This window comes from Stutzerimonas sp. R40042 (assembly GCF_026642215.1).
In the GTDB taxonomy this organism is placed as follows: Bacteria; Pseudomonadota; Gammaproteobacteria; order Pseudomonadales; family Pseudomonadaceae; genus Stutzerimonas; species Stutzerimonas frequens.
This window is the reverse complement of the sequence record NZ_CP113258.1, coordinates 1,326,336-1,346,931: the sequence shown is the minus strand read 5'-3', so window position 1 is coordinate 1,346,931 and position 20,596 is coordinate 1,326,336. Positions and strand designations below refer to the sequence as shown.

General features: G+C 65.3%; 17 protein-coding genes. 6 read left to right on the top strand and 11 right to left on the bottom strand.

What is annotated here, in order from left to right; translation table 11 throughout:
- Positions 1–139 precede the first annotated feature (139 nt).
- The 11 genes from radC to OUY36_RS06290 all read right to left on the bottom strand — a co-directional run bounded on the left by radC (position 140) and on the right by OUY36_RS06290 (position 9,312).
- Entirely contained in the window at positions 140–634 is a 495-nt protein-coding gene (radC, locus tag OUY36_RS06340) for a RadC family protein (RefSeq protein WP_267937286.1), read from the bottom strand.
- 195 nt (positions 635–829) lie between these two features.
- On the bottom strand, positions 830–1,570 hold the full coding sequence (locus tag OUY36_RS06335) for a DsbA family protein (RefSeq protein WP_267937285.1): 741 nt from the start codon (positions 1,568–1,570) through the stop codon (positions 830–832).
- Positions 1,571–1,582: 12 nt separating this feature from the next.
- On the bottom strand, positions 1,583–4,468 hold the full coding sequence (locus OUY36_RS06330) for a conjugative transfer ATPase (protein ID WP_267937283.1): 2,886 nt from the start codon (positions 4,466–4,468) through the stop codon (positions 1,583–1,585).
- Positions 4,468–4,914 (bottom strand): TIGR03751 family conjugal transfer lipoprotein, encoded by a 447-nt coding sequence (locus OUY36_RS06325; RefSeq protein ID WP_267937281.1) that lies wholly within the window; start codon positions 4,912–4,914, stop codon positions 4,468–4,470. The genes OUY36_RS06330 and OUY36_RS06325 overlap by 1 nt, the downstream gene beginning before the upstream one ends.
- On the bottom strand, positions 4,895–6,352 hold the full coding sequence (locus tag OUY36_RS06320; RefSeq protein WP_267937278.1) for a TIGR03752 family integrating conjugative element protein: 1,458 nt from the start codon (positions 6,350–6,352) through the stop codon (positions 4,895–4,897). Before OUY36_RS06320 ends, OUY36_RS06325 begins: the two co-directional genes overlap by 20 nt.
- Positions 6,342–7,247 carry a TIGR03749 family integrating conjugative element protein gene (locus tag OUY36_RS06315; RefSeq protein ID WP_267937276.1) on the bottom strand — a complete coding sequence of 302 codons (906 nt, stop codon included), beginning with the start codon at positions 7,245–7,247 and terminating at the stop codon, positions 6,342–6,344. The genes OUY36_RS06320 and OUY36_RS06315 overlap by 11 nt, the downstream gene beginning before the upstream one ends.
- Positions 7,244–7,918, bottom strand: a complete 675-nt coding sequence (locus tag OUY36_RS06310) for a PFL_4703 family integrating conjugative element protein (protein WP_267937273.1) — start codon at positions 7,916–7,918, stop codon at positions 7,244–7,246. The genes OUY36_RS06315 and OUY36_RS06310 overlap by 4 nt, the downstream gene beginning before the upstream one ends.
- The gene (locus OUY36_RS06305; RefSeq protein WP_267937271.1) at positions 7,915–8,325 is read right to left on the bottom strand and encodes a TIGR03750 family conjugal transfer protein; all 411 of its coding nucleotides are present in this window, start codon (positions 8,323–8,325) and stop codon (positions 7,915–7,917) included. The genes OUY36_RS06310 and OUY36_RS06305 overlap by 4 nt, the downstream gene beginning before the upstream one ends.
- A 12-nt stretch (positions 8,326–8,337) precedes the next feature.
- Positions 8,338–8,706: a TIGR03745 family integrating conjugative element membrane protein gene (locus OUY36_RS06300; RefSeq protein ID WP_267937269.1), complete on the bottom strand. Its 369-nt coding sequence runs from the start codon at positions 8,704–8,706 to the stop codon at positions 8,338–8,340.
- 22 nt (positions 8,707–8,728) lie between these two features.
- Entirely contained in the window at positions 8,729–8,962 is a 234-nt protein-coding gene (locus OUY36_RS06295) for a TIGR03758 family integrating conjugative element protein (protein WP_086077271.1), read from the bottom strand.
- Positions 8,959–9,312 (bottom strand): integrative conjugative element protein, RAQPRD family, encoded by a 354-nt coding sequence (locus OUY36_RS06290; protein ID WP_267937265.1) that lies wholly within the window; start codon positions 9,310–9,312, stop codon positions 8,959–8,961. Before OUY36_RS06290 ends, OUY36_RS06295 begins: the two co-directional genes overlap by 4 nt.
- Before the next feature lie 307 nt (positions 9,313–9,619).
- Between OUY36_RS06290 and OUY36_RS06285 the strand changes: the two genes are divergently transcribed.
- The 6 genes from OUY36_RS06285 (at position 9,620) to OUY36_RS06260 (ending at position 20,596) form a co-directional block, all read left to right on the top strand.
- Positions 9,620–9,814 carry a helix-turn-helix domain-containing protein gene (locus OUY36_RS06285; RefSeq protein WP_252635482.1) on the top strand — a complete coding sequence of 65 codons (195 nt, stop codon included), beginning with the start codon at positions 9,620–9,622 and terminating at the stop codon, positions 9,812–9,814.
- 69 nt (positions 9,815–9,883) lie between these two features.
- Positions 9,884–10,927 (top strand): DNA cytosine methyltransferase, encoded by a 1,044-nt coding sequence (locus OUY36_RS06280; protein WP_267937261.1) that lies wholly within the window; start codon positions 9,884–9,886, stop codon positions 10,925–10,927.
- Positions 10,928–10,948: 21 nt separating this feature from the next.
- A complete protein-coding gene (locus tag OUY36_RS06275; protein WP_267937259.1) occupies positions 10,949–11,407 on the top strand; it encodes a very short patch repair endonuclease in 459 nt (152 codons plus the stop codon).
- Positions 11,408–11,427: 20 nt separating this feature from the next.
- A complete protein-coding gene (drmD, locus tag OUY36_RS06270; protein ID WP_267937257.1) occupies positions 11,428–14,562 on the top strand; it encodes a DISARM system SNF2-like helicase DrmD in 3,135 nt (1,044 codons plus the stop codon).
- On the top strand, positions 14,559–18,935 hold the full coding sequence (locus OUY36_RS06265; RefSeq protein ID WP_267937255.1) for an Eco57I restriction-modification methylase domain-containing protein: 4,377 nt from the start codon (positions 14,559–14,561) through the stop codon (positions 18,933–18,935). Before drmD ends, OUY36_RS06265 begins: the two co-directional genes overlap by 4 nt.
- On the top strand, positions 18,935–20,596 hold the full coding sequence (locus OUY36_RS06260) for a DUF7380 domain-containing protein (protein WP_267937253.1): 1,662 nt from the start codon (positions 18,935–18,937) through the stop codon (positions 20,594–20,596). Before OUY36_RS06265 ends, OUY36_RS06260 begins: the two co-directional genes overlap by 1 nt.

Below are 20,596 nucleotides of genomic sequence, written 5' to 3'. Positions count from 1 at the left end.
GGCCAGCCCGTGAGCGACAAAGAAACCGACACCGGCCGGCTCCGATTTCCTGCAGGCCGGCGCCCAAAGAGAACGGGAGCCGAAGGCTCCCGTGGGGGACAACAGACGAGCACCGTTGCGGCGCGGTGGCAGGACGCGGCTACAGCAGGCCTTGCTCGGCGAACGAATACGGCGTGCCCTTGCCGACGATGAAATGATCCAGCACCCGGATATCGACGGTGGCCAGGGCGCTCTTCAGCCGCTCGGTGATCGCACGATCAGCGGCCGAGGGCTCGGTGTTCCCCGAGGGGTGCTGATGCGCCAGGATCAGCGCCGAAGCGTTGAGCGCCAGCGCACGCTGGACAACCACCCTCGGATACACCGAAGTCTGGTCGACCGTGCCCTTGAACAGCGGCTCGTAGGCGAGCACCTGGTGCCGGTTGTCGAGAAACACGACGGCGAAGACTTCGTTCGGCTCCGCGACCAGTTTCAGGCGCAGGTAGTCGCGCACGGCGGCGGGACTGCCCAGCGCGGGACCGGCCTTGAACACGCGGTTCTCCAGCAGGGTGATGGCCTGCCGGATGATCCAGTCCTCGTGCTGGTCGGCGATCAGGGTGAGCGACTCCGGGCGGGAATCGGCGATGACAAAAGACATGGCGAACCTCCAATGGATGAGATCGGAGGGCGCCCGCCCCAGGAGGGCAAACCCTCCTGGGGACGATGGGAACGGAACAGGTGACGAGCAGGCATCCACCACCGCGGATGCGGTGGCTGTTCGCGTCAAGGGATGCGATGCGAACGGGTTTCGATCAACGCGGACGAGCCGCGCCGTAGCCTTGAAGATCGATGGCTACCTGGGCATGTCGCCAGCAACGCCGGCGGGCATGTCTGGGGAATGGGCGGGTTCGGCTACGCTCGTGCTGCCGGCGGAAAGCAGGCCGATGGCCGACAGCAAGGCATCGCCTTCGACGGGACCGTGCAGCAGGAGCGTCTTGCCTGACTCGCGGTCGCGCAGTTGCAAGGCCGGCGTGGCCGCGATGCCCTGCTGCGCTGCTTCCACCGCCTGGGCACGGATCACGGCGTCGGGCCGCTCGCTGTCGAGGCACTGCTGCAGGGTTGGCGTGAGGTCGGGATAGCGCAGGCCCTCCGGCAGGCCCTGGCCGTCGCCACGGGTGTGCGCGTAGAGCCAGGCCACCGCCTGCCAGAACGCGGCATGCCCGCCCACCTCGCCCGCGCACTCGGCCAGGCGTGCCCCGGCGGTCGCGGCTGGCTCGTGCATGGACAGCGGCAGGTGATGCCACTGCCAGTTCACCTCGGGGTGGGCGTCGATCCAGCGCTTGAGCGTCGGGAAGTACGCCCGGCAGTACGGGCACTCCAGGTCGGCGTAACCGACCACCGTGAAGCGGGCATCGCTGCGGCCGTACAGCCACGGCGGCCCAACCGGCTTCGGTGGCTCGGGCACGGTCGTGATCGGATGCATGAACTCCGGGGCCGCATCGGGCGTGCGCAGGAGCAACCACCCGGCGGCGCCCACCGCCGCGACCAGCAGCGCGATCAGGGCATGGCGTCGAGTGAACGAAGGCAGGCGCATGGCGTTCCTCCTTCAGGCCCATGCATCCAGCGCCAGCGGCTCGATGCCGCGGGCGCGGTCGATCCTCTCGGCCACGCGGAAGGCGGCATCCAGTTCGTTGATGCCATGCTGTTGCATGAGCTGGTAGCGCTCGGCCTTCTCCTCCGGTTCGGTCATCGCCATCGCCAGGTAGAGGCTGGGCGGCACGGCGCGGAACAGCACTTCCATGCTCTTGGAAAGGATGACGCCCTCCGAGAAGGCGCCGGCCTGCTTGCGCGCCGACAGCATCAGCGCCTTCTGCGAAGCGTTGAGTTCGCGGAAACGCGCGACCTTCTCCACCTCGTCCGGCGGCATCGACAGGCAGATCCACCACTCGATCATGTTGAGCATGGGCTCGGCCGCCTTGGGCAAGTCGTCGAGGTTTTGCGTGGCCAGCCAGAACCAGGCACCGAGCTTGCGCCACATCTTGGTGATCTTGACGATGTACGGCGAGAGCAGCGGATTCTTGGTGATGATGTGGCCTTCGTCCGTCACGTTGACGATGGGTCGGCCGAGATACTGATCCCGCTCGGCGATGTTGTTGACCGTGTTGATCAGCGAGATGTAAGCAATGGAGAGCTGCGCGTTGTAACCCTCGCGGGCGAAGGTCGCCAGATCGACAATGGTGATGTCCGCCTCGGGCCACGGCGTCCCCGGACGGTCGAACATCTCGCCGTCCACGCCCTGGCAGAACATGTCCATCGCGTCCGCCATCTCCTGCAGCCGCGCCCGCCGCGTCTCCGGCAGCGTGGCATCGCGGCTGCGCTCGCGCAGCGCGTCGCGCACGTCGCGCGTGAGCACCGTGCGTTGCTCGGCCACGCAGCGCCGCGCCGCGTCGAGGATGCACTGGCGGATCAGGCTGCGGTCGGCGCGCGTCATGCGCGCTTCCTCGCGCTCTTCACCGCCCGTGATCATCAGCCGCGCCGTGATCTCCAACTCGCCGAGCATGTCGCGCTGCTCGTCGCCTTCCATCGCCGCAGCAGTTTCGGCACGGTCCTCGTCGAGCGCGTCGGCGTCGAGCGTCTGCACCTGGCCCGGCGTATCGACCAAGCGCCAGGCATCGGCAAACGGGGCCAGGCTGACGCCCGAGCCTGGTGCGAGCTTCACGCGGTTGACGCTGAGCCCAAGGCGCGCAGCGAAGTCGCCGAACAGCCCGAACGAGTTGCCCGCTTCGACGATGAACAGCCGCGGCCGGTAGATGGCGGTGACCTGGTTGAGCAGGTTGTTTAGGGTCGCGGATTTGCCGGAACCCGTGGGACCGAACAGGAACAGATGCGCATTCATCTGCCGGTCGAGCCGGTTCAGTGGGTCGAAGCTGATCGTGCCGCCGCCGCGGTTGAAGAAGGTGATGCCGGGGTGGCCTGTGCCCTGGTTGCGGCCCCAGACCGGCGCCAGGTTCGCGGCGTGCTGCGCGAACATGAGCTGCGTGTACCACCCGCGCTTGTCGGCGGCCGGGTCGTAGACGCAGGGCAGCCAGCGCAGGTAGCTGTTCAGCGGCGCCACCTCGTCTTCCTCGCGCACCGGCTGCAGGCCCGCGTTGAGCATCACGTTGACGAGCTGCAGGCCGCGCGCGTCGAGCTGGGCCTGATCTCGACCACGCAGGTAGAACGCCAGCGCGCCGCGGTAGAGCTTGTGGGCGCTGCCGATCAGGCCGCGGGCCTGCTGCACGTCCGCGCGCGTCTGTTCGGAGGCCAGGGTTTCGCCGACGGCCTTCTTGGCGAGGTGATTGAGATGGCTCTCCAGCACGTCCTGCGGTGTCGCCACCACGGTCAGGCACATCACCGTGTCTTCTGGCACCTGGTCGAACAGCGCGTTCATGGCGTCGCCGCCCTTGCGCGTCTCGCCCGTCAGGTGTCCGGTCGCCGGCGGCGTGCGCAGGCGATCCATCACGATGACGCGATGCGGGAGCCCATCGAAGAACCACAGGCCCTGCTCGACATCCGAGCGCGGCGGGCCGAAGAACAGTCGCTGCGCGAAGTCGGTGCCGCTGGCGAGTTCGACTTCGCCCTCCTCGGGCTCGTCGGGGTAGCGGGTCAGCGCATAGAAGCGCTCGCGGTCTTCGGCGCTCGGGCCGAGCAGGGTCGGATGTGGGTTGAACCAGCGCAGCAGCCAGGCGTGGATGTCCGCCGCACCGAGGCGCCGGGCCTTCACGCCGGCATTCGCCAGCCCGCCCACCAGGCGGTCGCAGATCGTGGTCAGCGCCTGCTCGGGCGACTGGCCGCGCCGCGTGGCCGCGGCCGTGGGCGTGCGGCGGTAGACCACCATGCGCACGCGCCGCACCTGGCCGCGCCACGGCAGGCGGGTAACGGTGGTGTCCTCGAACAGCCCGCCCGGCTTGGCGATGGCGCGCAGGTGGTGGGCAAAGAAGCGCTGGTAGAACTCGCTGAACGCGCTGCCCTGCGCACGCGGCTGCACGTAGCCTGCCAAGTTGCTCAGGTAGGGGTTCCAATCGGCTTCATCCTGGGCGTAGAGCTGCACCACCCAGGGGTTCTCATCGAGTTCGTCGAAAGAGTCCTGCAGGGCGTTCTCCAGAGCATCGCGGGCCTGCCACAGCCAGGCCAGCTCGCGGCCTTCAGTGCCCACCGGCAGCAGCTCGAAGAACGCGGCCACCGACTGCCCGTCTTCGAGCAGCATGACCTTCGAGCTCGGCAGGTACTCGACCCACGGCAGCATGTCCGCGAACGACGGCGCGACGGTGTAGAGCGCATCGTGGTCGGCCTGGGTCGCGGGCCGGCGCTGGCCTGCGAGCGCGCCGCCGGGCTCGGGTATGCCCTGCGCGGCCAGCGTCGCGACATGCTGCGCCCAGGCATCCTCCGCTGCCTGGGCACCACCCGCCGGAGGAGCGGCCCCCTTGAGCGGCCATGGCATCGACCAGGCCATCAATAGTCCTCCACCCGCTCGCCGGGCATTGCGTACTGCACGCGCTGGTACAACGGGAACACCGTGCTGTAGCCAGGCACCGGCACCGGGTCGGTGCCGGCCAGATGCGGGAACACGTACATCACCAAGTCGGGATTCGGTAGGCGATGAAACTGCCGGTAGATTTCGTTGCTCGCGGTGCGCGTGTAGCGCTCCTGCACGGCGGGTGTGGCCTGCACGTCGGCTTCGGTCAGCGGCCGGCGCAGGCCCTGGCGTGCATCGAGCAGTTGCTGTGCGCCCCGACCGTTGCCGGGGCCGCCGCCTTCGCCGCCGCCGGTCTCCTGCTGCCAGATGTCGAGCATGGTGTTGTGTCCGTGGGGCAGCAGCTTCTCCTTGCTGGTCGCGCAGCCGCCGAGCAAGACGGCCGCCAGCAGCACGGCAGCCGCGTCAATCCAGGTCCGAGGCATGGGCTTCTCCGATGCGGTGGTTCACCCGACGCCCCTGGGCGTCGCGGTCGATGTGGAGCGGCTGCTCCAGATGCACGGCGACCCTGGCGCCGGGCTGCACGTAGACGGCCGCGAAGGCCTGGCCGTACAACTTGTTGACCCAATCGGCCATGTCGCGCACGCCACCGGCCAGGATGCGGCCCATCGCTTCGTTGCCGCCGATGCCGACCGTGCCGAGCGAGCCGTTTCCGTTGGCGACCACGGCCACGCTACCGTTGTCGGACTTGATGAGCGAGGCCGCGCCCGCGCCGGCCGCGGTGATCAGCGCCTGGCTGCCGAGGTACTGCTGTGCATTGCTGCGCCGCTCGCCGCTGACGCAGGGAATGCCGTAGGGATCGCTGATCCAGCCGAGGCCGCCTTGCGTGGCACTCGTCGTGCCGTTGGCTTGCCCGCCGCGCTGGTCCCGGTTGCCGTCCTCGGGCACGGTGCGGATGGTGCCGTCGTGGAACACGAAAGTGACCGAACGGATTTGCCCGCGCACGCACGAAAGCGTCCAGTCCCCAGAGGCCGTGCCGCTGACCACGGCGCCGGCCACGTCGGGGATGTCGATGCCGTTTGCCGTCAGGTTGTCCGGGCCGATCAGCACCTTGAAGGGGTACGGGTCATTGACCGTGCCGTCGATGGGCACGCGGCCGATCAGCGCCGTCATCGCCACTGATCCCATCAGCGTCGCATTGCGCGGCACCGTGTAGAACGGCGTCGTGGTCGCGCCCACGGCGCCGACCACCGCACGCCCGCCGGCATCGGCGACGGACTCCACGGCGGTTGACAGGGTTTTCTGCGCCGGGCCGAAGCTCAGCGGAAAGCTCGGTTCCTTGCTGCTGTTGCGGACATCGGTCTTGGCATCACCCGGTTCGACCCACTGTGTGCCGTTGCCTGCGCCGCTGCCGTCATGGTTGCCGAAGCGCTTGCCGTCGCCTTCTTCCAGGCCCAGCCCGACGGGCAGATCGACTTGGCCGCCTTTGCCGGAGAGGCCATCGAGCCGCTGCTGCAGATCCTGCAGCAGCCCCTGCGTCTGCTGCTTCTCGCTCGCCACCTGCTCGCGTTCCTGCTGCGAGCGGCTGCGTTCGCTTTCGAGCGCGGTCTGGATGCGCTGGTCGATCGCGCTCTCGCGGGTGCGCAGGCGCTCGTTCTCGGCCTTTTGCTGCCGGTTGTCGCCCAGCGCGGTCTGCAGCTCGGTGCGCAACTGTTTCACCTGCGCGACCAGCGTGGCCACCGTGTCGCGCGGCGTGTCGCCCTCGATGCCCAGGGCCTTCATCTCCTCGGGCGAGAGCGGGTTGGCCGTGCCCGACAGCGCCGGCCGCTGGCCGGCGGGACCGGAGAACAGCTTGATGCCGACGAACACCAGCAGCAGGATCACGGGGATCAGTAGCCACTTGAGCAGCGGGTTACTTTTCATCGGACGCTCCTCCTGCCGTGCCGGCGGCACTGGACGGCGGCAGATTCACGCTGGCGTCGATGGGGCTCAGCCTGGGCAGCAGCGCCTCGGCCAGACCGCGGCCGCGCGTGACCAGGTAGACCACGGTGGTGTCGGACGCGTGGCCGGCCGGCCCCAGGTTCGGGTGCTGGAAGGTGGCCGCCACGAAATTGCCCTGCAGCGCACGCGGATCGAGGTCCAGCCAGCGCGCCGCCGTGTTGGTGAGCCGCACCGCCGTCACCCACTGATCTTCGAGCCGCCAGGCAGCCAAGGCCCGCGCCTGCACCGGCAGCGTCGGCAGCAGGGTGTCCAGCGGGAGGTCGCGGCGCAGGTTCACGCGGCCGATCCCGGCGACCGGCTCGACGGTACGCAACGGTGCGTACAGGTTCTGCGCGGCGTAGCGTGTCAGCACGGCTGGGACGGGTGTTTCGCGCTTGCGCACTGGCCGATCCGGTGCGGCGGCTTCCGTGGCGCTGGCCGTCTCGCCGCCGTAGCGCGTGGCGGGCGACCGCTCCGCGTCCACGATCCGCACCGGCTCCAGCGGCGGCTGTTCGTCCTGCGCTGGTTCGGCGGCGATGTCGAGCAGAATCAGCGCGCCGGACTCCACGTCCTGCAACTGCAGCCGCGTCGGCGGCAGCGGCTCGCTCGCCCGCAGGTAGATCGCACCGCCGGCGCTCTGCACCCGCAGGTGCGCGGCCGCGCCGTCCGGTACGCCGACACGCACGTTGCGGTCGATGAAGATCACGCGCTCCTGGCCGACCACCAGCGGCACCGCCAGCGGCAGGCGTTCCCAGCGCAGGATTTCCACAGCCTGGGCCGGCGCGAGCGCGAGCCACAGCAAGACGCCGGTCAAGGCCGACAGGGCATGGCGTTTCATGGGGAGTCTCCCTGCGGGTGGCCGGATGCGGTGCCGGGCGCCGGCGATGTCTCGATGCGCTGAGGCGCGCTGGCATGGCAGTCCAGCGCCAGGCCGAAGGGGTTGCGCTCCGGATCGACGTCCATGCGCACAACCTTGAGGGCGTAGCGCACCAGGGCACGCTTGACCTGCTCGGAGCCGTAGTACTCGTCGGCGCTCACGTCCAACGTGACGATCCAATCGCGGTCGGAGACCGCCTTGACGCGCGTGCTGGGGCTGTCGCCATAGCCGCGGCCGGGAATCTCGTAGATGCCGCGCACGCGCTGCCGCAGCTCGCCGCTCGAGCGACGGTACTCGTAGTCCTGTTGCAGGAAGGCCCGGCAGCTCGGCGTGAGGTAGGCCGACAGCGCGTGCAGGTTGCGCGGGTAGTCGGTCTCGCCGTTGGTGGGCCAGCGCTGCACCTGCTGCCAGATGTAGAAGCTGAACGCGTACACGCTCTCGGGCGGCACGTCCCACCACTTGCGCACGCTGCCCGAGCGCAGGTCGGGGGGCACGTGGATGGTCAGGTCGCGCGGCGCGCTCCACCAGCCGAAGCCGAGCAGCAGCGCCATCACGAACAGCGCCGCGCCGCTCAGGCGCAGCGTCTTCACGTGTGCCTGCAGGTGCGCGACCTCATTCCTGAAACGGCTCATGCCGCACCTCGGTCGGTCGTGCGCCGCGTGCTCCACCAGCCCGTGCGGGTGATCAGACGGTACCCGCCCAGGTGAGCGGCGAGCGCCGGGTAGCGCAAGGTCAACCGCCACTGCAGCTGCCGGTACAGCCAGGTGTCAGGACGGCCGCGCTTCTGGCTGCGCAGGAAGCCACCGCCGACGAAGACGCCGAGCGCGATGCCCGCGACGATCAGCGTGGGCACCATGGCGATGCTGCGCGCCAGCCAGGCCAGGGGCACGCCGAGCACCAGCCCGGCGGCGGCCGACAGGCCGGCGCAGATCCACAGCTCATCGGCGGTCAGTCCGCGCACGACCACCGGCTGGCGATTCAGCCGGTGCGGCAGGAACGTCACCAGCGCGTCGCGCGCTGTCTCCGCGGGGGCGGTCATCGCGTGCAGCCCTTACAGCACGCCGGTGGCTTTGGTCAACAGCCAGATGCCGACGACCAACAGGATTGCACCCACGGCGACGGTCAGCCCGAACTGGCCCCAGGTGGCGCGACCCGTGTGAATCTCGGAGTAGCGGGTGTAGGCGTGGTAGCAGACGCCGACGAACATCGAGGCGACCACGAGCAACGCGATCAGCATCACGATGTCGTAGCCGTAGTTCTGCAGAGTCTGCATGAGGCCGCTGCCCTGGCCGCGGGAGGGGTCTTCCATTGTCGGCAGGCCCTGCGCGAACACGGATGACGGTAGCCCCAGGAGCGCCAGCGGCGCCAGCAGCGTGGCGATGCGCGAGGGAACGCGAGAAGTGGTCGGAGGCGTGTGCATGATCGATGGCCCTTCGTGATGGTCAGGAGAGGAGGAAGAAGGTCAGCACCAGGTACATCGCGACGAAGCGAATGCAGACGCCCAGGAACTGACGTTGATTGATGCGGTTCTCGGCCCAGCCCACGTAGGCCGTGCGCATGGCCCACACGCCCCACAACAGCAGCACGGCGAACACGAAGCCGAGCACCACGACGGACACAGCTGAGGGCGCAAAGCCACCGTTGGCCTGGAAGGCGGCGATCTGCTCGGCGGTCATGGCGAGGGCTCCTCCTGTTCGTCGCGGCGCAGGTAGTCGCCGGTCAGCGGGATCGGATCGCGCGGCTGGGCACGCTGGGGCACGAGGAAGTCCTGCACGCCGGTGCGCACGCGCTTCAGGTCGGCGCGCAGCCGGGCGTAATCGAAGTGGTAGCGGGCACGCGCCTGCGGCGCAGTGTTGGCGGCGTGCTCGGCCAGGCGATCGACCAGGTCGAGCTGGCGCGCGAGCGCGGCGAGCTGCTCACGCTCCGGGGTGTCGTCGGCAATGGCGGGTTGCAGGGCCGAGAGCGACACGGCCAGCAGCACGGCCAGCGAAGGCCATGCGGATGCGCGGCGGTTGGTCTGTCCCATCGTGCCATTCCTTCTAGCTAAGGCAATGGCGTGATGGTGTGGAAGAGCGGATGTCCATGCTGCAAAGAATCGGAACCGGTGCCGTACCGGATTCCCGGTCTCACCTCCATATGTCAGGCCCGAAGCTTCACGTCATGACTGGCTGCGTCTACATGCTGAGCCCAGGTAAGAGATGAGGCCGTCAAGCCCGATGAAATCCGTTTAAACCAGGTCCAATCCGGCCAATTCGGCTGTTAAAGTGGGCTGGTTGATGTAATATCTCAACATTGCCCGTACTCCGCCCCACTCTGTGATGGAAGCTCATGTCATGTCAGATCGCTGGTTGTCGGTCGAGGAGATCGCAGAGTATCTCGGCGTCAGTAAGGACACCGTCTATGCATGGATCAGCAAACGGAACATGCCGGCTCGCCGTATCGGCCGGCTGTGGAAGTTCAAAACCGAAGAAGTGGATGAATGGGTCCGTTCTGGAGGGGCGGCGGATGCCGAGAGCAAGGGCAAGTGATGAAGTGCTGGTTTGCCATGGGTTTCGCCTACTTCGTTCAAGTATCGAAGTGGAAGCAGGAGATGTGAAGTGACAACGATTTCTTGCGTGGACTTGTTCTGCGGCGCGGGTGGGCTGACGCACGGCTTCGTCCTGGAGGGGCTGCCCGTGGTCGCCGGTATCGATCTGGACCCTGCATGCCGTTTCCCTTACGAGGCAAACAATCAAGCCCGATTTGTAGAGCGGGATATCAACAAGGTCACGACGGCTGAACTGAAAGCGTTGTTCGGGGACGCCGATATGACGATTCTCGCGGGCTGTGCTCCGTGCCAACCCTTCTCGACATACGCGCAGCGCTATGAGCTGGATGGCAAAGATGGCAAGTGGGGCTTGCTGTATGAGTTTGCGCGCCTTGCCAAAGGTGCCAGGCCCGATGTCATCACGATGGAAAACGTGCCCACGGTCGCGAAGCACGAGGTGTTTCATGACTTCGTCGATACCCTGAAACGGCTTGGCTACAACGTTTGGTTCGACGTCGTCGATAGCTCTCGCTATGGCGTGCCGCAGATGCGGCGACGCATGGTGCTGCTGGCATCGAAACACGGCGACATCGAGATGATCGAACCGACCCAGGAAAAACCGAAGACGGTTCGTCAAGCCATTGGCCGCTTACGCCCATTGAGTGCAGGCGAGGCAGCGCCGAGAGACAAATTGCACGTCACATCGACGCTGTCGGAAAAGAATCTCAAGCGGATCAAGGTATCGAAACCCGGTGGCACCTGGCGCGACTGGCCGAATGATCTGGTCGCCGACTGTCACCGCGCCGAGAGCGGACGCACCTACCCGGGCGTCTACGGCCGCATGGAGTGGGACAAGCCAGCCCCGACCATGACGACGCAGTGCTACGGCTTTGGCAACGGCCGTTTCGGGCACCCGGAACAGGATCGAGCCATCTCATTGAGGGAGGCTGCGATCCTCCAGAGCTTCCCGCGCGACTACGCTTTCGTGCCGGACGACGGCGAAGTGAGCTTCAAGGTTCTCGGGCGGCTCATCGGCAACGCGGTTCCCGTCGATCTCGGCCGCGCCATCGCGCGAAGCATCAACATGCATATCGCATCGGTCGCGGCCCGATGACGAACTGACGAGGGCCTCCCGATGTCGCCCATTCAGCCCTCGTCCCCCGAGACCAGTCGCCGCATGGCGAAGGTTCGGCAAAAGGGGACTGATGCCGAGATCGCGTTGCGAAGAGAGCTTTATCGCAGAGGCCTGCGCTACCGGGTCGACTACGAGGATCTGAAAAAACCGCGCCGCGTGGCGGACGTGGCCTTCCCGTCATTGAAGATCGCCATCTTCGTCGACGGATGCTTCTGGCACGGTTGCCCCGAGCATGCCACTTGGCCAAAGCAGAACGCAGAGTTCTGGCGGCAGAAGATCGAGGCGAATCGCCTCAGGGATGCCGACACGAATTCGAGGCTGCTCGACGTCGGTTGGTTGGTACTGCGATTTTGGGAGCACGAATCACCGATCGAAGCCACAGAAGCCGTCGTACAGACGGCGGTCATGGCGAGAGAAAGACGCTGCGCATCGCCTGCTGGCGAACACAAGAAGAACTGAACAGGACGATGGTAGACCGCATGGAAATCTCAAACGATCAGAAGCACGAGACCTACCGTGCTCGTCCAGAGCCCGGCCAGTTGGTCGAGGTTCGTCGGCGCCAGTGGGTCGTGGCGGATGTCGCCTCCTCGAAATTGGAGTCGACTTCGGCGTCGCAGAACTGCGTGACGCTTTCATCCATCGACGAGGACGGCCTCGGCGAGGAACTGGAGGTCATCTGGGAGATCGAGCCCGGCGCACAAGTCATCGAACGGGCAGGTTTGCCATCCATCACGGGGCAGGACGACTCGGACACGCTCGAAGCCTTCCTCGATGCAGTCCGTTGGGGTGCCGCCACCAACGCCGACAGGGGATTTCTGCAGGCGCCTTTCCGCAGCGGCGTCAGCATTGAGGACTTCCAGCTCGACCCTCTGGTGCGCGCCATCGACATGGCGCGCGTCAACTTGCTCATCGCCGACGACGTCGGTCTGGGCAAGACCATCGAGGCCGGACTGGTCATCCAGGAGATGCTGCTCCGGCACCGCGCTCGTACCGTATTGATCATCTGTCCTGCTTCGCTCCAGGAGAAATGGCGTGTCGAGATGCTGGAGAAATTCGGCCTCGAATTCCGCGTGGTCGACACCGCCTACATCAAGCAACTGCGGCGTGAGCGCGGCATCCACGCCAACCCGTGGACCTCCCACCCGCGCCTCATCGCCTCGATGGACTGGGTCAAGAGTGGCGAAGGATTACGTGCGATGCGCGATGTCCTTCCTGCGCATGCCGGCCATCCGCGCAAATTCGATCTATTGGTCGTGGACGAAGCGCACAACATCGCCCCTGCCGCCGGCGCACATTACGCACTCGAGAGCCAACGCACGCGTTTCATTCGTGCGATCAGCCCGCACTTCCAGCATCGGCTGTTCCTGACCGCAACGCCGCACAACGGTTACACCGAGTCGTTCACCTCGCTGCTGGAGTTACTGGACGACCAGCGCTTCGCCCGGAACATCCTTCCTGACGAAAAGCAGCTGAGTCAGGTGATGATCCGGCGCCTGAAGAGCGATCTGGTCGACGCCGACGGCAAGCCGCTGTATGCCCAGCGCAAGCTACAGGCGCTGGCGGTCCCTTATACGGCCGAGGAACGGGAGATCCACCAGCAGCTGAACGATTACTGTGCCAGTCGCGAGAAAGACGCGGAGAAGACCGGCAGCATCTTCGGCACGTCGTTCGTCAATCAATTGCTCAAGAAGCGCCTGTTCTCGTCGCCCGCCGCATTCGCATCCACGCTCGAGAAGCACATCGCCTCGCTGTCGAATGGCGCCAAGCCCAAAACACAGGACGCCATGGCCGAGCGCATCCTGCGCAAGGCCATCCTGAAAGTGGATGAGGACTACGCCAACGACCAAGAGGTCGAGAACGCCCAATCGGAGGCCATTGAGGAGGCTTCGCGCCGAGCCCAGCCGCTGACTCAGGAGCAGCAGCGGATGCTGGCCGATCTGAGGCAATGGGCGCAGCGAGCAAAGAACCAGACCGATTCCAAGGCCCGGGCCATCATCGAATGGCTCTCAGCCAACCTCAAGCCGGGCGGCCAGTGGAACGATCGCAGGGTGATCCTGTTCACCGAATACCGCACCACACACCAGTGGATGCACGAGATCCTCGCCAGCCATGGCTTCGGCGGCGAACGCCTCGGCCTGCTCCATGGCGGACTTTCGCAGGATGAGCGGGAGCCCATCAAAGCCGCCTTCCAGGCATCTCCCAAGGATTCCCCCGTCCGCATCCTGCTCGCCACGGATGCGGCCTCCGAAGGTATCGACTTGCAGAACCACTGTAACTGCCTCATCCACTTGGAGATCCCCTACAACCCCAACGTGATGGAGCAGCGAAACGGGCGTATCGACCGTCACGGGCAACGAGAGAAAGAGGTGCTGATCTGGCACCCCGTCGACGGTGGTGACAAGGGTCATGCTGCTGTCGGTGGCCATGGTGAAGACATCCTGCGTGCCCTGCGCAAACTGGAGTCGATGCGTGCCGACATGGGCAGCGTCAACCCGGTCATCGCGCCCCAGATGTCCGGACTCATCGAAGGCTCGCTGAAGGATCTCGACACTCGCCTCGCAGAGGCCAAGATCGCCAAGGCCCGACATTTCGTTCGCGCCGAACGCGAGCTGAAAGAGCGTGTCGCCAAGCTCCACGAACGTCTCTTGGCCACCCAGCAGGATTTCCACCTCACCCCCGATCACATCCAGATGGCGGTGAAGACCGGCCTTGCGCTGGCGGGCCGCCCCGCACTGGAACCCGTCGTCCTCGCAGGCGCGCCCCAGGGCAGCGTATTCAGGATGCCGCCCCTTTCAGGGTCATGGGCACGCTGCTTAGAGGGCTTGCGTCACCCCCATACCCAACAGATACGCCCCATCACCTTCGACCATGCCGTCGCGAAGGGACGGGACGATGTCGTGCTGGTCCACCTGAACCATCGACTGGTGCAGATGTGCCTGCGCCTGCTGCGTGCCGAGGTCTGGGCACAGGACGACGTGAAGAAGCTGCATCGGATCACCGTGCGCACGGTGCCGGATGGCAGCATCGAAGGCCCGGCCGTGGCCGTCATCTCACGGCTGGTCATCACCGGCGGCAACCACCATCGGCTCCATGAGGAACTAACCGTCTCGGGCGGCTATCTGCGCGATCAGTCGTTCCGGCGTGAAGAGGGTGTCACCCGTGTCCAGCAGTGGCTGGACGAGGCACAGCCAGTCACTGCGAACAATTCATTGTTCGATGCCATCCGGGTGCGCTTCGATCGCGCCCAGCCAGCCATCCTGCAAACCGTCGATGCCCGCTCGAAGGATCGACTCAAATTTCTGGCCAACACGCTGCAGACTCGCAAGCAACAAGAGATCGACGACATCGGCGCCGTGCTCGACGAACTCGAGAAGGCGATCCAGAGCGAGCTGAAGAAAGATCAGCAGCCCGAGCAGATGTCGCTCTTCACCGAGGATGAGCGCACCCAACTCAGGCGCGATACCGCCGCGTTGGAGGCGCGCCTCGCACGCATCCCAGCCGAGCGCATCCAGGAGATTCAGTCCATCGAAACCCGCTACGCCAAGCTCGATGACCGCACTTTCCCGGTCGCCGTCATCTTCCTGGTTCCCGAGTCTGCGGGAGGGTTGGCATGAGCAATCACGACCTGCACCACGACTGGCTGGCACTCATCGAGATCTCCGGCCCGTTTCTCGCCGTTCCCGTACTCAAGGAAGCCTTTCCCCAAGGTCTGGAAGAACTAGACGGTCTCAAACGCAAACGGCTGCGTCAGGCCTACGAGGAATGGCGTGAGGCGCTGGAGACGGATGATCCGCAGTTCGCCGAGCTGCACGCGGCCTGGATCGACGAGGTGCTGTCCCATGGCCTGGAACTCGACGAGGGTGGCAAAGGAGATGTTCTGAAGCGCGCCGACTGGTGTGCGGTCAACTTGAATGTCAGCCTGGCCGAGCATGGCGTGACGCTATCCCCGAACCTCGCCGTCATCGACGAGCAACGGGGCAACAAGCCGCTGATGCTCATCTATACCTACGCTCAGGATGTCGACCTTGATGCCACCCTGAAGCTGGACGGATGGGCCGCCACCCCGGCCGATCGTATGGTTCAGTTGTGCCGCGCCACCGGCTGCCGCCTCGGGCTGGTAACCAATGGCGAGCGCTGGATGCTGGTCGACGCCCCGGTGGGCGCCGTCACCACCTTCGCCAGCTGGTACGCCCGCATCTGGAGCCAGGAGCCGATCACCCTGCAGGCCTTCGTGCACCTGCTGGGCATTCGTCGCCTCTTCGTCGATGAAGCAGAACAACTGCCAGCGCTGTTCGACCGCTCGCTGAAGTATCAGGACGAAGTCACCGACGCCCTCGGCGAGCAGGTGCGGCGCGCTGTCGAAGTGCTGATCCAGGCGCTCGACAAGGCCGACCAGGACCGCGACCGCGAGTTACTGCGCGACGTGAAGGAGCCAGTGCTCTACGAAGCCGCGCTGACGGTGATGATGCGGCTGGTGTTCCTGCTCTCCGCCGAGGAGCGTGGCTTGCTGCTATTGGGTGATGAGCGCTACGAGGCCAACTACGCGCTCTCGACGCTGCGCATGCAGTTGCGCAAAGAATCCGAAGAGATCCTCGAGCGCCGCTGGGATGCCTGGTCGCGCCTGCTGGCGATCTTTCGCGCGGTGTTCGGCGGCATCGAGCACGAGAACCTACGCCTGCCTGCGCTGGGTGGCTCGCTGTTCGACCCGGATCGTTTCCCCTTCCTCGAAGGCCGTGCCAAGGACTCGAACTGGCGCATTGACACGGCCAAGCCACTGCCGATCGACAATCGCACCGTGCTGTTGTTGCTCGAGGCAATCCAGCAATTCCAAGGGCGGACGCTGTCCTACCGCGCGCTGGATGTCGAACAGATCGGCTACGTCTACGAGGGCCTGCTGGAACGCACCGTCAAGCGCACCGACGAGGTCACCCTGGAACTCGACGGCACCAAGAATGCCAAGGCCCCCTGGGTCAAGTTGGCCGAGCTGGAGTCCGCCCGGCTGGACGGCGCAGAACGTCTGGCAGAGCTGATGCAGGAGCGTTCCGGCAGTTCCGCCAGCCGCGTGCGCAACGATCTGGCCAAGCCCGTCGGCGACACGCTGTCCGATCGCCTGCTGGCCGCCTGTCATGGGGACACAAACCTTCGCAATCGCATCAAGCCTTTTGCGCACCTGGTGCGCACCGATCCGTGGGGCTATCCGCTGGTCTATCCCGCTGGGGCCTTCGTCGTCACCACCGGCTCCGACAGGCGCGAGACCGGCACCCACTACACGCCGAAATCGCTCACCGAGGCCATCGTCGCCGAGACGCTCACGCCCATCGCCTACGTCGGCCCGGCGCAAGGCACGCCGCGAGCGGATTGGGTGCTGAAATCGCCTGCCGAACTGCTCGACCTGAAGATCTGCGACCCGGCCATGGGCTCGGGGGCCTTCCTCGTGCAGGCCTGCCGCTGGCTGGCCGACCGGCTGGTGGAAGCATGGGCGCAGACCGAGGCACAGGGCAACACGGTCGGTGTCGATGGACGAGGGGTGATCGCCGACGCCAGCATCGAACCGATGCCCCGCGACACCGAGGCGCGCACCATCGTCGCCCGCCGTCTCATCGCCGAACGCTGCCTCTACGGCGTCGATCTGAATCCGCTGGCGGTCGAGCTGGCCAAGCTCTCCATCTGGCTGGTGACGCTGGCCAAGGGGCGGCCCTTCGGCTTCCTCGACCACAACCTGCACTGTGGTGACAGCCTTCTCGGCATCCATCGGCTGGATCAACTGACCCAGCTTTCGATGAATCCCACCGGCCAGGGCCAGCTACGCCTGTTCGGCCAGAACGTCGAACAGGCCGTGCGCGAGGCCATCGAACTGCGCTCACGCTTGCGCGAGATGCCCATCCGCGACATCCGCGACGTGGAAGCCATGGCGCATCTGGACGCCGACGCGCGCCGCAGGCTCGAAGTGCCGGAATGCATCGCCGATGCCTTCATCGGAGAGGTGTTCGCATCGGCCGGCGGCACGACACTGGAGAACACGCTGGCGTCACTAACCATCCAGGCAGGGCAGGCCATCGACGGCGACCACAATGTGCTCGTCTCGATGCGCCGGAGATCGGTCGCTGCGCTCTCGATCGATCTGGCCGGAGACAAGCCTGCGCGTCGGCCTTTCCATTGGCCGTTGGAGTTTCCGGAGGTGTTCGCACGCGAACGCGGCGGCTTCGACGGCATCGTCGGTAATCCCCCCTTTCTGGGCGGGCAGCGCATCACCGGCGTCGCGGGCACGGCCTTCCGCGATTGGCTGGTCGCGCACATCGCCGAGGGGCGTCGCGGCTCGGCCGATCTGGTCGCCTATTTCTTCCTGCGAGCTTGGGGCCTGCTGCGCGAAGGCGGTGGTTTCGGGTTGCTCGCGGTCAACACCATTGCGGAAGGTGACACGCGGCAGGTTGGACTGGAAGCCATGGTCGGCGCGGGTGCAGTCATATATGCAGCCTACCCGAACGAACCTTGGCCCGGAAAGGCGAACGTCGTCACGAGTCGAGTTCACATCCACAAAGGAACGTGGGTTGGGGAAAGGTCCCTGCTGGGGCGCCCGGTGTCTTTCATCTCCGCGTTCCTGTCGGAAAACGAAGAGTGGAGCCCAAGAGCTTTGGCGGCTCACAGCGGGATCACATTCCAAGGCTCGATCGCTCTCGGCATGGGGTTCGTGCTGACCACTGACGAAGCGAGGACGATGCTCGAAGCCGATCCGTCGAACGCCGAGGTCATCTTTCCCTTCATTACTGGTGACGACTTGAACCGCGATCCCGAGCAGCGCCCGAGCCGCTGGACCATCTACTTCTGGGACTGGCCCGAGGAACGCGCCCGAAAGTACAAACAGCCATTTGAGCGCGTTCTCACACTGGTGAAGCCCGAACGAGATCGCAATCCTCGCCGCGAGAGACGTGAAAAATGGTGGCACTTCGCAGAGAAGACGCCGGCCCTCTACCACGCCGTGGGGCGCGGCCATGTTTTTGAGCGACACCCGGTAGATTGGGATTCGAAGCTCAAGCCCCTGCCGGAGGTGATGACCTCTGCGATCGTAGGAAAGTATTTCGCTCCATCGGTGGTCCCGAACAACGGCATCTTCAGCAACAAGTGCGCTGTCTTCGCCGTCAGGCAGCCATACGCACACGCTGCTCTCTTCAACTCCTCACCGGTCTCGGCATGGGTGTGGCAGCAGTCGTCCCGCATGAAACTGGACCTGAACTTCTCACACACCGACGCCATCGAGACGTTCCCATTCCCGGCGCCCGAGGCGCTCGCTGAGTTCGACAAGCAAGGACGCGAGTACCTGCAGGCGCGCCGCGAGGTGATGACTGATCCGGTCAACCCGATCGGCCTCACGAAGCTCTACAACCGCTTCCATGACGCGGGCGACGGTGATCGGTGCATTGAACGGCTACGCCACCAGCACCGCGAGATTGATGTGGCGGTCATGCGTGCCTATGGGTGGGATGACCTCGACCTCGGGCACGGCTTCCACGAACAGCCGAATTTAGCTGCGAACGATCGTGTGCGATTCACCATCTCCAGCGTCGCGCGTGCCGAGGTGCTACGCCGATTCGCCGAATTGAACCGTCAGAGATACGCGGAAGAAGTCGCCCTAGGCATGCACGGCAGAAAAACCACCGGCACGGCCACTCGCAATCCACGTACCCAACGCACCGAAAACACGCCCGCACAGCAATCCTCATTCGGGTTCGATGTCACTCCTCCCAACGAAGGCCAATACCTCAAAGCCGCCGACTCCCGCGCCGACTATCGCGCCGGCCCAGTCCACGCCATCGTCGAATACCTAAAAGCGCATTCCGGCTGGCATGCCAAATCCGACGTCCTCGCCGCCACCGGCATCACGGACGGTCAGTGGAACGCCGCGATCGCCGACATGATCGCTTGCGGCAGGATCGAACGCCAAGGCGAAAGGCGCGGCGCGCGGTATCGCTTCGTCGGGGAGGACCACTGATGGAGAGCCAACGCTATCCGGTAGATCTGATCGTTTCGGCCCATGACTTCACAAACTGCGGTTGGAAGGAGGTGCTGGACCAAACCTCGCGCGAGGGGTACTCGGCCATGTGGCAGGCGTTCTCCGCTTCCGCACGCACGGCCATGGAAGAGGGCCGCAAAGAGCATGGAAAGGTGCTCTGGTTATTGGCTGACGCCTCCTCGATGATGCTGGCGCCGGCGAGCCAAAACGAACCGTTCAAACCCATCGCTGTGTTCCATGACCGTCGGTCTGTGATCCCGGACGATTTGACCGACTCGGATATTGGTTTCTTCAGTGAGGTCATCGACTTGATCGATGACGCCTGGCTGAAGGCCCGCCTTGCCGATCTGTGTTGGTTGAAGCAAAAGCCCAAGGTAGTAGCCCATGCTCTGGTGGCCATCGACGCCTATCGGACCATTCCTCTGGACACGGAGACGTGGGTTCGTGGTGGCCGGGAGTGTTGGGAGCGTGCCATCAGCCTGGCACGGATGGTGAAAGCCGGGGCTGGAGACCGTTTGCAGCTGATGGAGGCCGCGATTCTTGCCGCCTTTGATGCAGCGGTATGTCAAGACGGTTTCCTCGGGCTCTGGCTCGCTGACCTGCTGAGAACGAACGGCATGGCGAGAGAACGTCGAGTCGACGTCGCCAAGCGGTTGGAGTCCCTGGCCCGGGAGTTCGATGGCGAGGGTGATCTGCACCGCGCGCGTGAGTATTCCTCGGCGGCCTCGGATTTGTACAGGGTCTCGGCCAACGAGTCAAAGGCGGCCGAGATGACCGTGGCCGTTGCCGAGGGATGGGTGAAAGAGGCCATCGCTCGGGCCTCATCAAGTGCCCCGAGTCACATGGTGGCTGCGAGTTTCTACGAGAACGCCATTCAGACCTATCGGACTGTTCCAAGGTCGGAACGGGCCGCATACCGAGTGGACGAGCGGATCGCCGAGCTGCGGATACACCTCAACGACTCCGGCGAGAGGGCGCTGGGCGAGATGGGCGTGATCAGCACGCCGGGTGTCGACATCTCCGAACTCGTTGAGAACGCACGCAAGGCAGTCAGCGGACAGTCGCCGGTCGATGCCTTGAAGGCGCTTGCCAACCTGCACCGAGGCGCGAGGGTGGATGAGCTGCGCAATAGTGCCCTTGATCGGATGCGGAAGTTCCCATTGCAATCCCTGTTTGCCGCAACGGTGATGAGTCGGGATGGTCGCGTCATCGCCAAACGGCCCGCTATGAGTCTCGGTGGCGAAGCCACGGATTCCGACGAGATAGCCATTCGAGCCGAGATGGTTCGGGACTACGGAATCCTCGTCAGCATTGTCGTGCAGGGAGACATTTGGCCCGCGCTTGAGACGATGCTTCTGGAGCACCGCTTGCGCGAAGCGGACTTCGTCGGCCTGGCTCGCCAGTCTCCCATCATTCCAAAGGGGCGAGAGGGGCTCGTCGGTAAGGCTCTGTTCCAAGGCTATGAGCGAGATTTCGTTTCGGCGCTGCACCTGCTCATACCGCAGATAGAGCACATGGTGCGCTTTCACCTCAAACAGGCTGGTGCGAAGACGACGAATCTAGACAAGGACGGCATTGAGAACGAGAACGGACTGAGCACCCTGATGGATCTGCCGGAAGCGGAAGCCGCTTTTGGCTGA

Excerpts from the sequence above, each read along its gene's own strand:
- radC (WP_267937286.1), bottom strand. The coding sequence starts at position 634 with ATGTCTTTTGTCATCGCCGATTCCCGCCCGGAGTCGCTCACCCTGATC.
- OUY36_RS06335 (WP_267937285.1), bottom strand. The coding sequence starts at position 1,570 with ATGCGCCTGCCTTCGTTCACTCGACGCCATGCCCTGATCGCGCTGCTG.
- OUY36_RS06330 (WP_267937283.1), bottom strand. The coding sequence starts at position 4,468 with ATGGCCTGGTCGATGCCATGGCCGCTCAAGGGGGCCGCTCCTCCGGCG.
- OUY36_RS06325 (WP_267937281.1), bottom strand. The coding sequence starts at position 4,914 with ATGCCTCGGACCTGGATTGACGCGGCTGCCGTGCTGCTGGCGGCCGTC.
- OUY36_RS06320 (WP_267937278.1), bottom strand. The coding sequence starts at position 6,352 with ATGAAAAGTAACCCGCTGCTCAAGTGGCTACTGATCCCCGTGATCCTG.
- OUY36_RS06315 (WP_267937276.1), bottom strand. The coding sequence starts at position 7,247 with ATGAAACGCCATGCCCTGTCGGCCTTGACCGGCGTCTTGCTGTGGCTC.
- OUY36_RS06310 (WP_267937273.1), bottom strand. The coding sequence starts at position 7,918 with ATGAGCCGTTTCAGGAATGAGGTCGCGCACCTGCAGGCACACGTGAAG.
- OUY36_RS06305 (WP_267937271.1), bottom strand. The coding sequence starts at position 8,325 with ATGACCGCCCCCGCGGAGACAGCGCGCGACGCGCTGGTGACGTTCCTG.
- OUY36_RS06300 (WP_267937269.1), bottom strand. The coding sequence starts at position 8,706 with ATGCACACGCCTCCGACCACTTCTCGCGTTCCCTCGCGCATCGCCACG.
- OUY36_RS06295 (WP_086077271.1), bottom strand. The coding sequence starts at position 8,962 with ATGACCGCCGAGCAGATCGCCGCCTTCCAGGCCAACGGTGGCTTTGCG.
- OUY36_RS06290 (WP_267937265.1), bottom strand. The coding sequence starts at position 9,312 with ATGGGACAGACCAACCGCCGCGCATCCGCATGGCCTTCGCTGGCCGTG.
- OUY36_RS06285 (WP_252635482.1), top strand. The coding sequence starts at position 9,620 with ATGTCAGATCGCTGGTTGTCGGTCGAGGAGATCGCAGAGTATCTCGGC.
- OUY36_RS06275 (WP_267937259.1), top strand. The coding sequence starts at position 10,949 with ATGTCGCCCATTCAGCCCTCGTCCCCCGAGACCAGTCGCCGCATGGCG.
- drmD (WP_267937257.1), top strand. The coding sequence starts at position 11,428 with ATGGAAATCTCAAACGATCAGAAGCACGAGACCTACCGTGCTCGTCCA.
- OUY36_RS06265 (WP_267937255.1), top strand. The coding sequence starts at position 14,559 with ATGAGCAATCACGACCTGCACCACGACTGGCTGGCACTCATCGAGATC.
- OUY36_RS06260 (WP_267937253.1), top strand. The coding sequence starts at position 18,935 with ATGGAGAGCCAACGCTATCCGGTAGATCTGATCGTTTCGGCCCATGAC.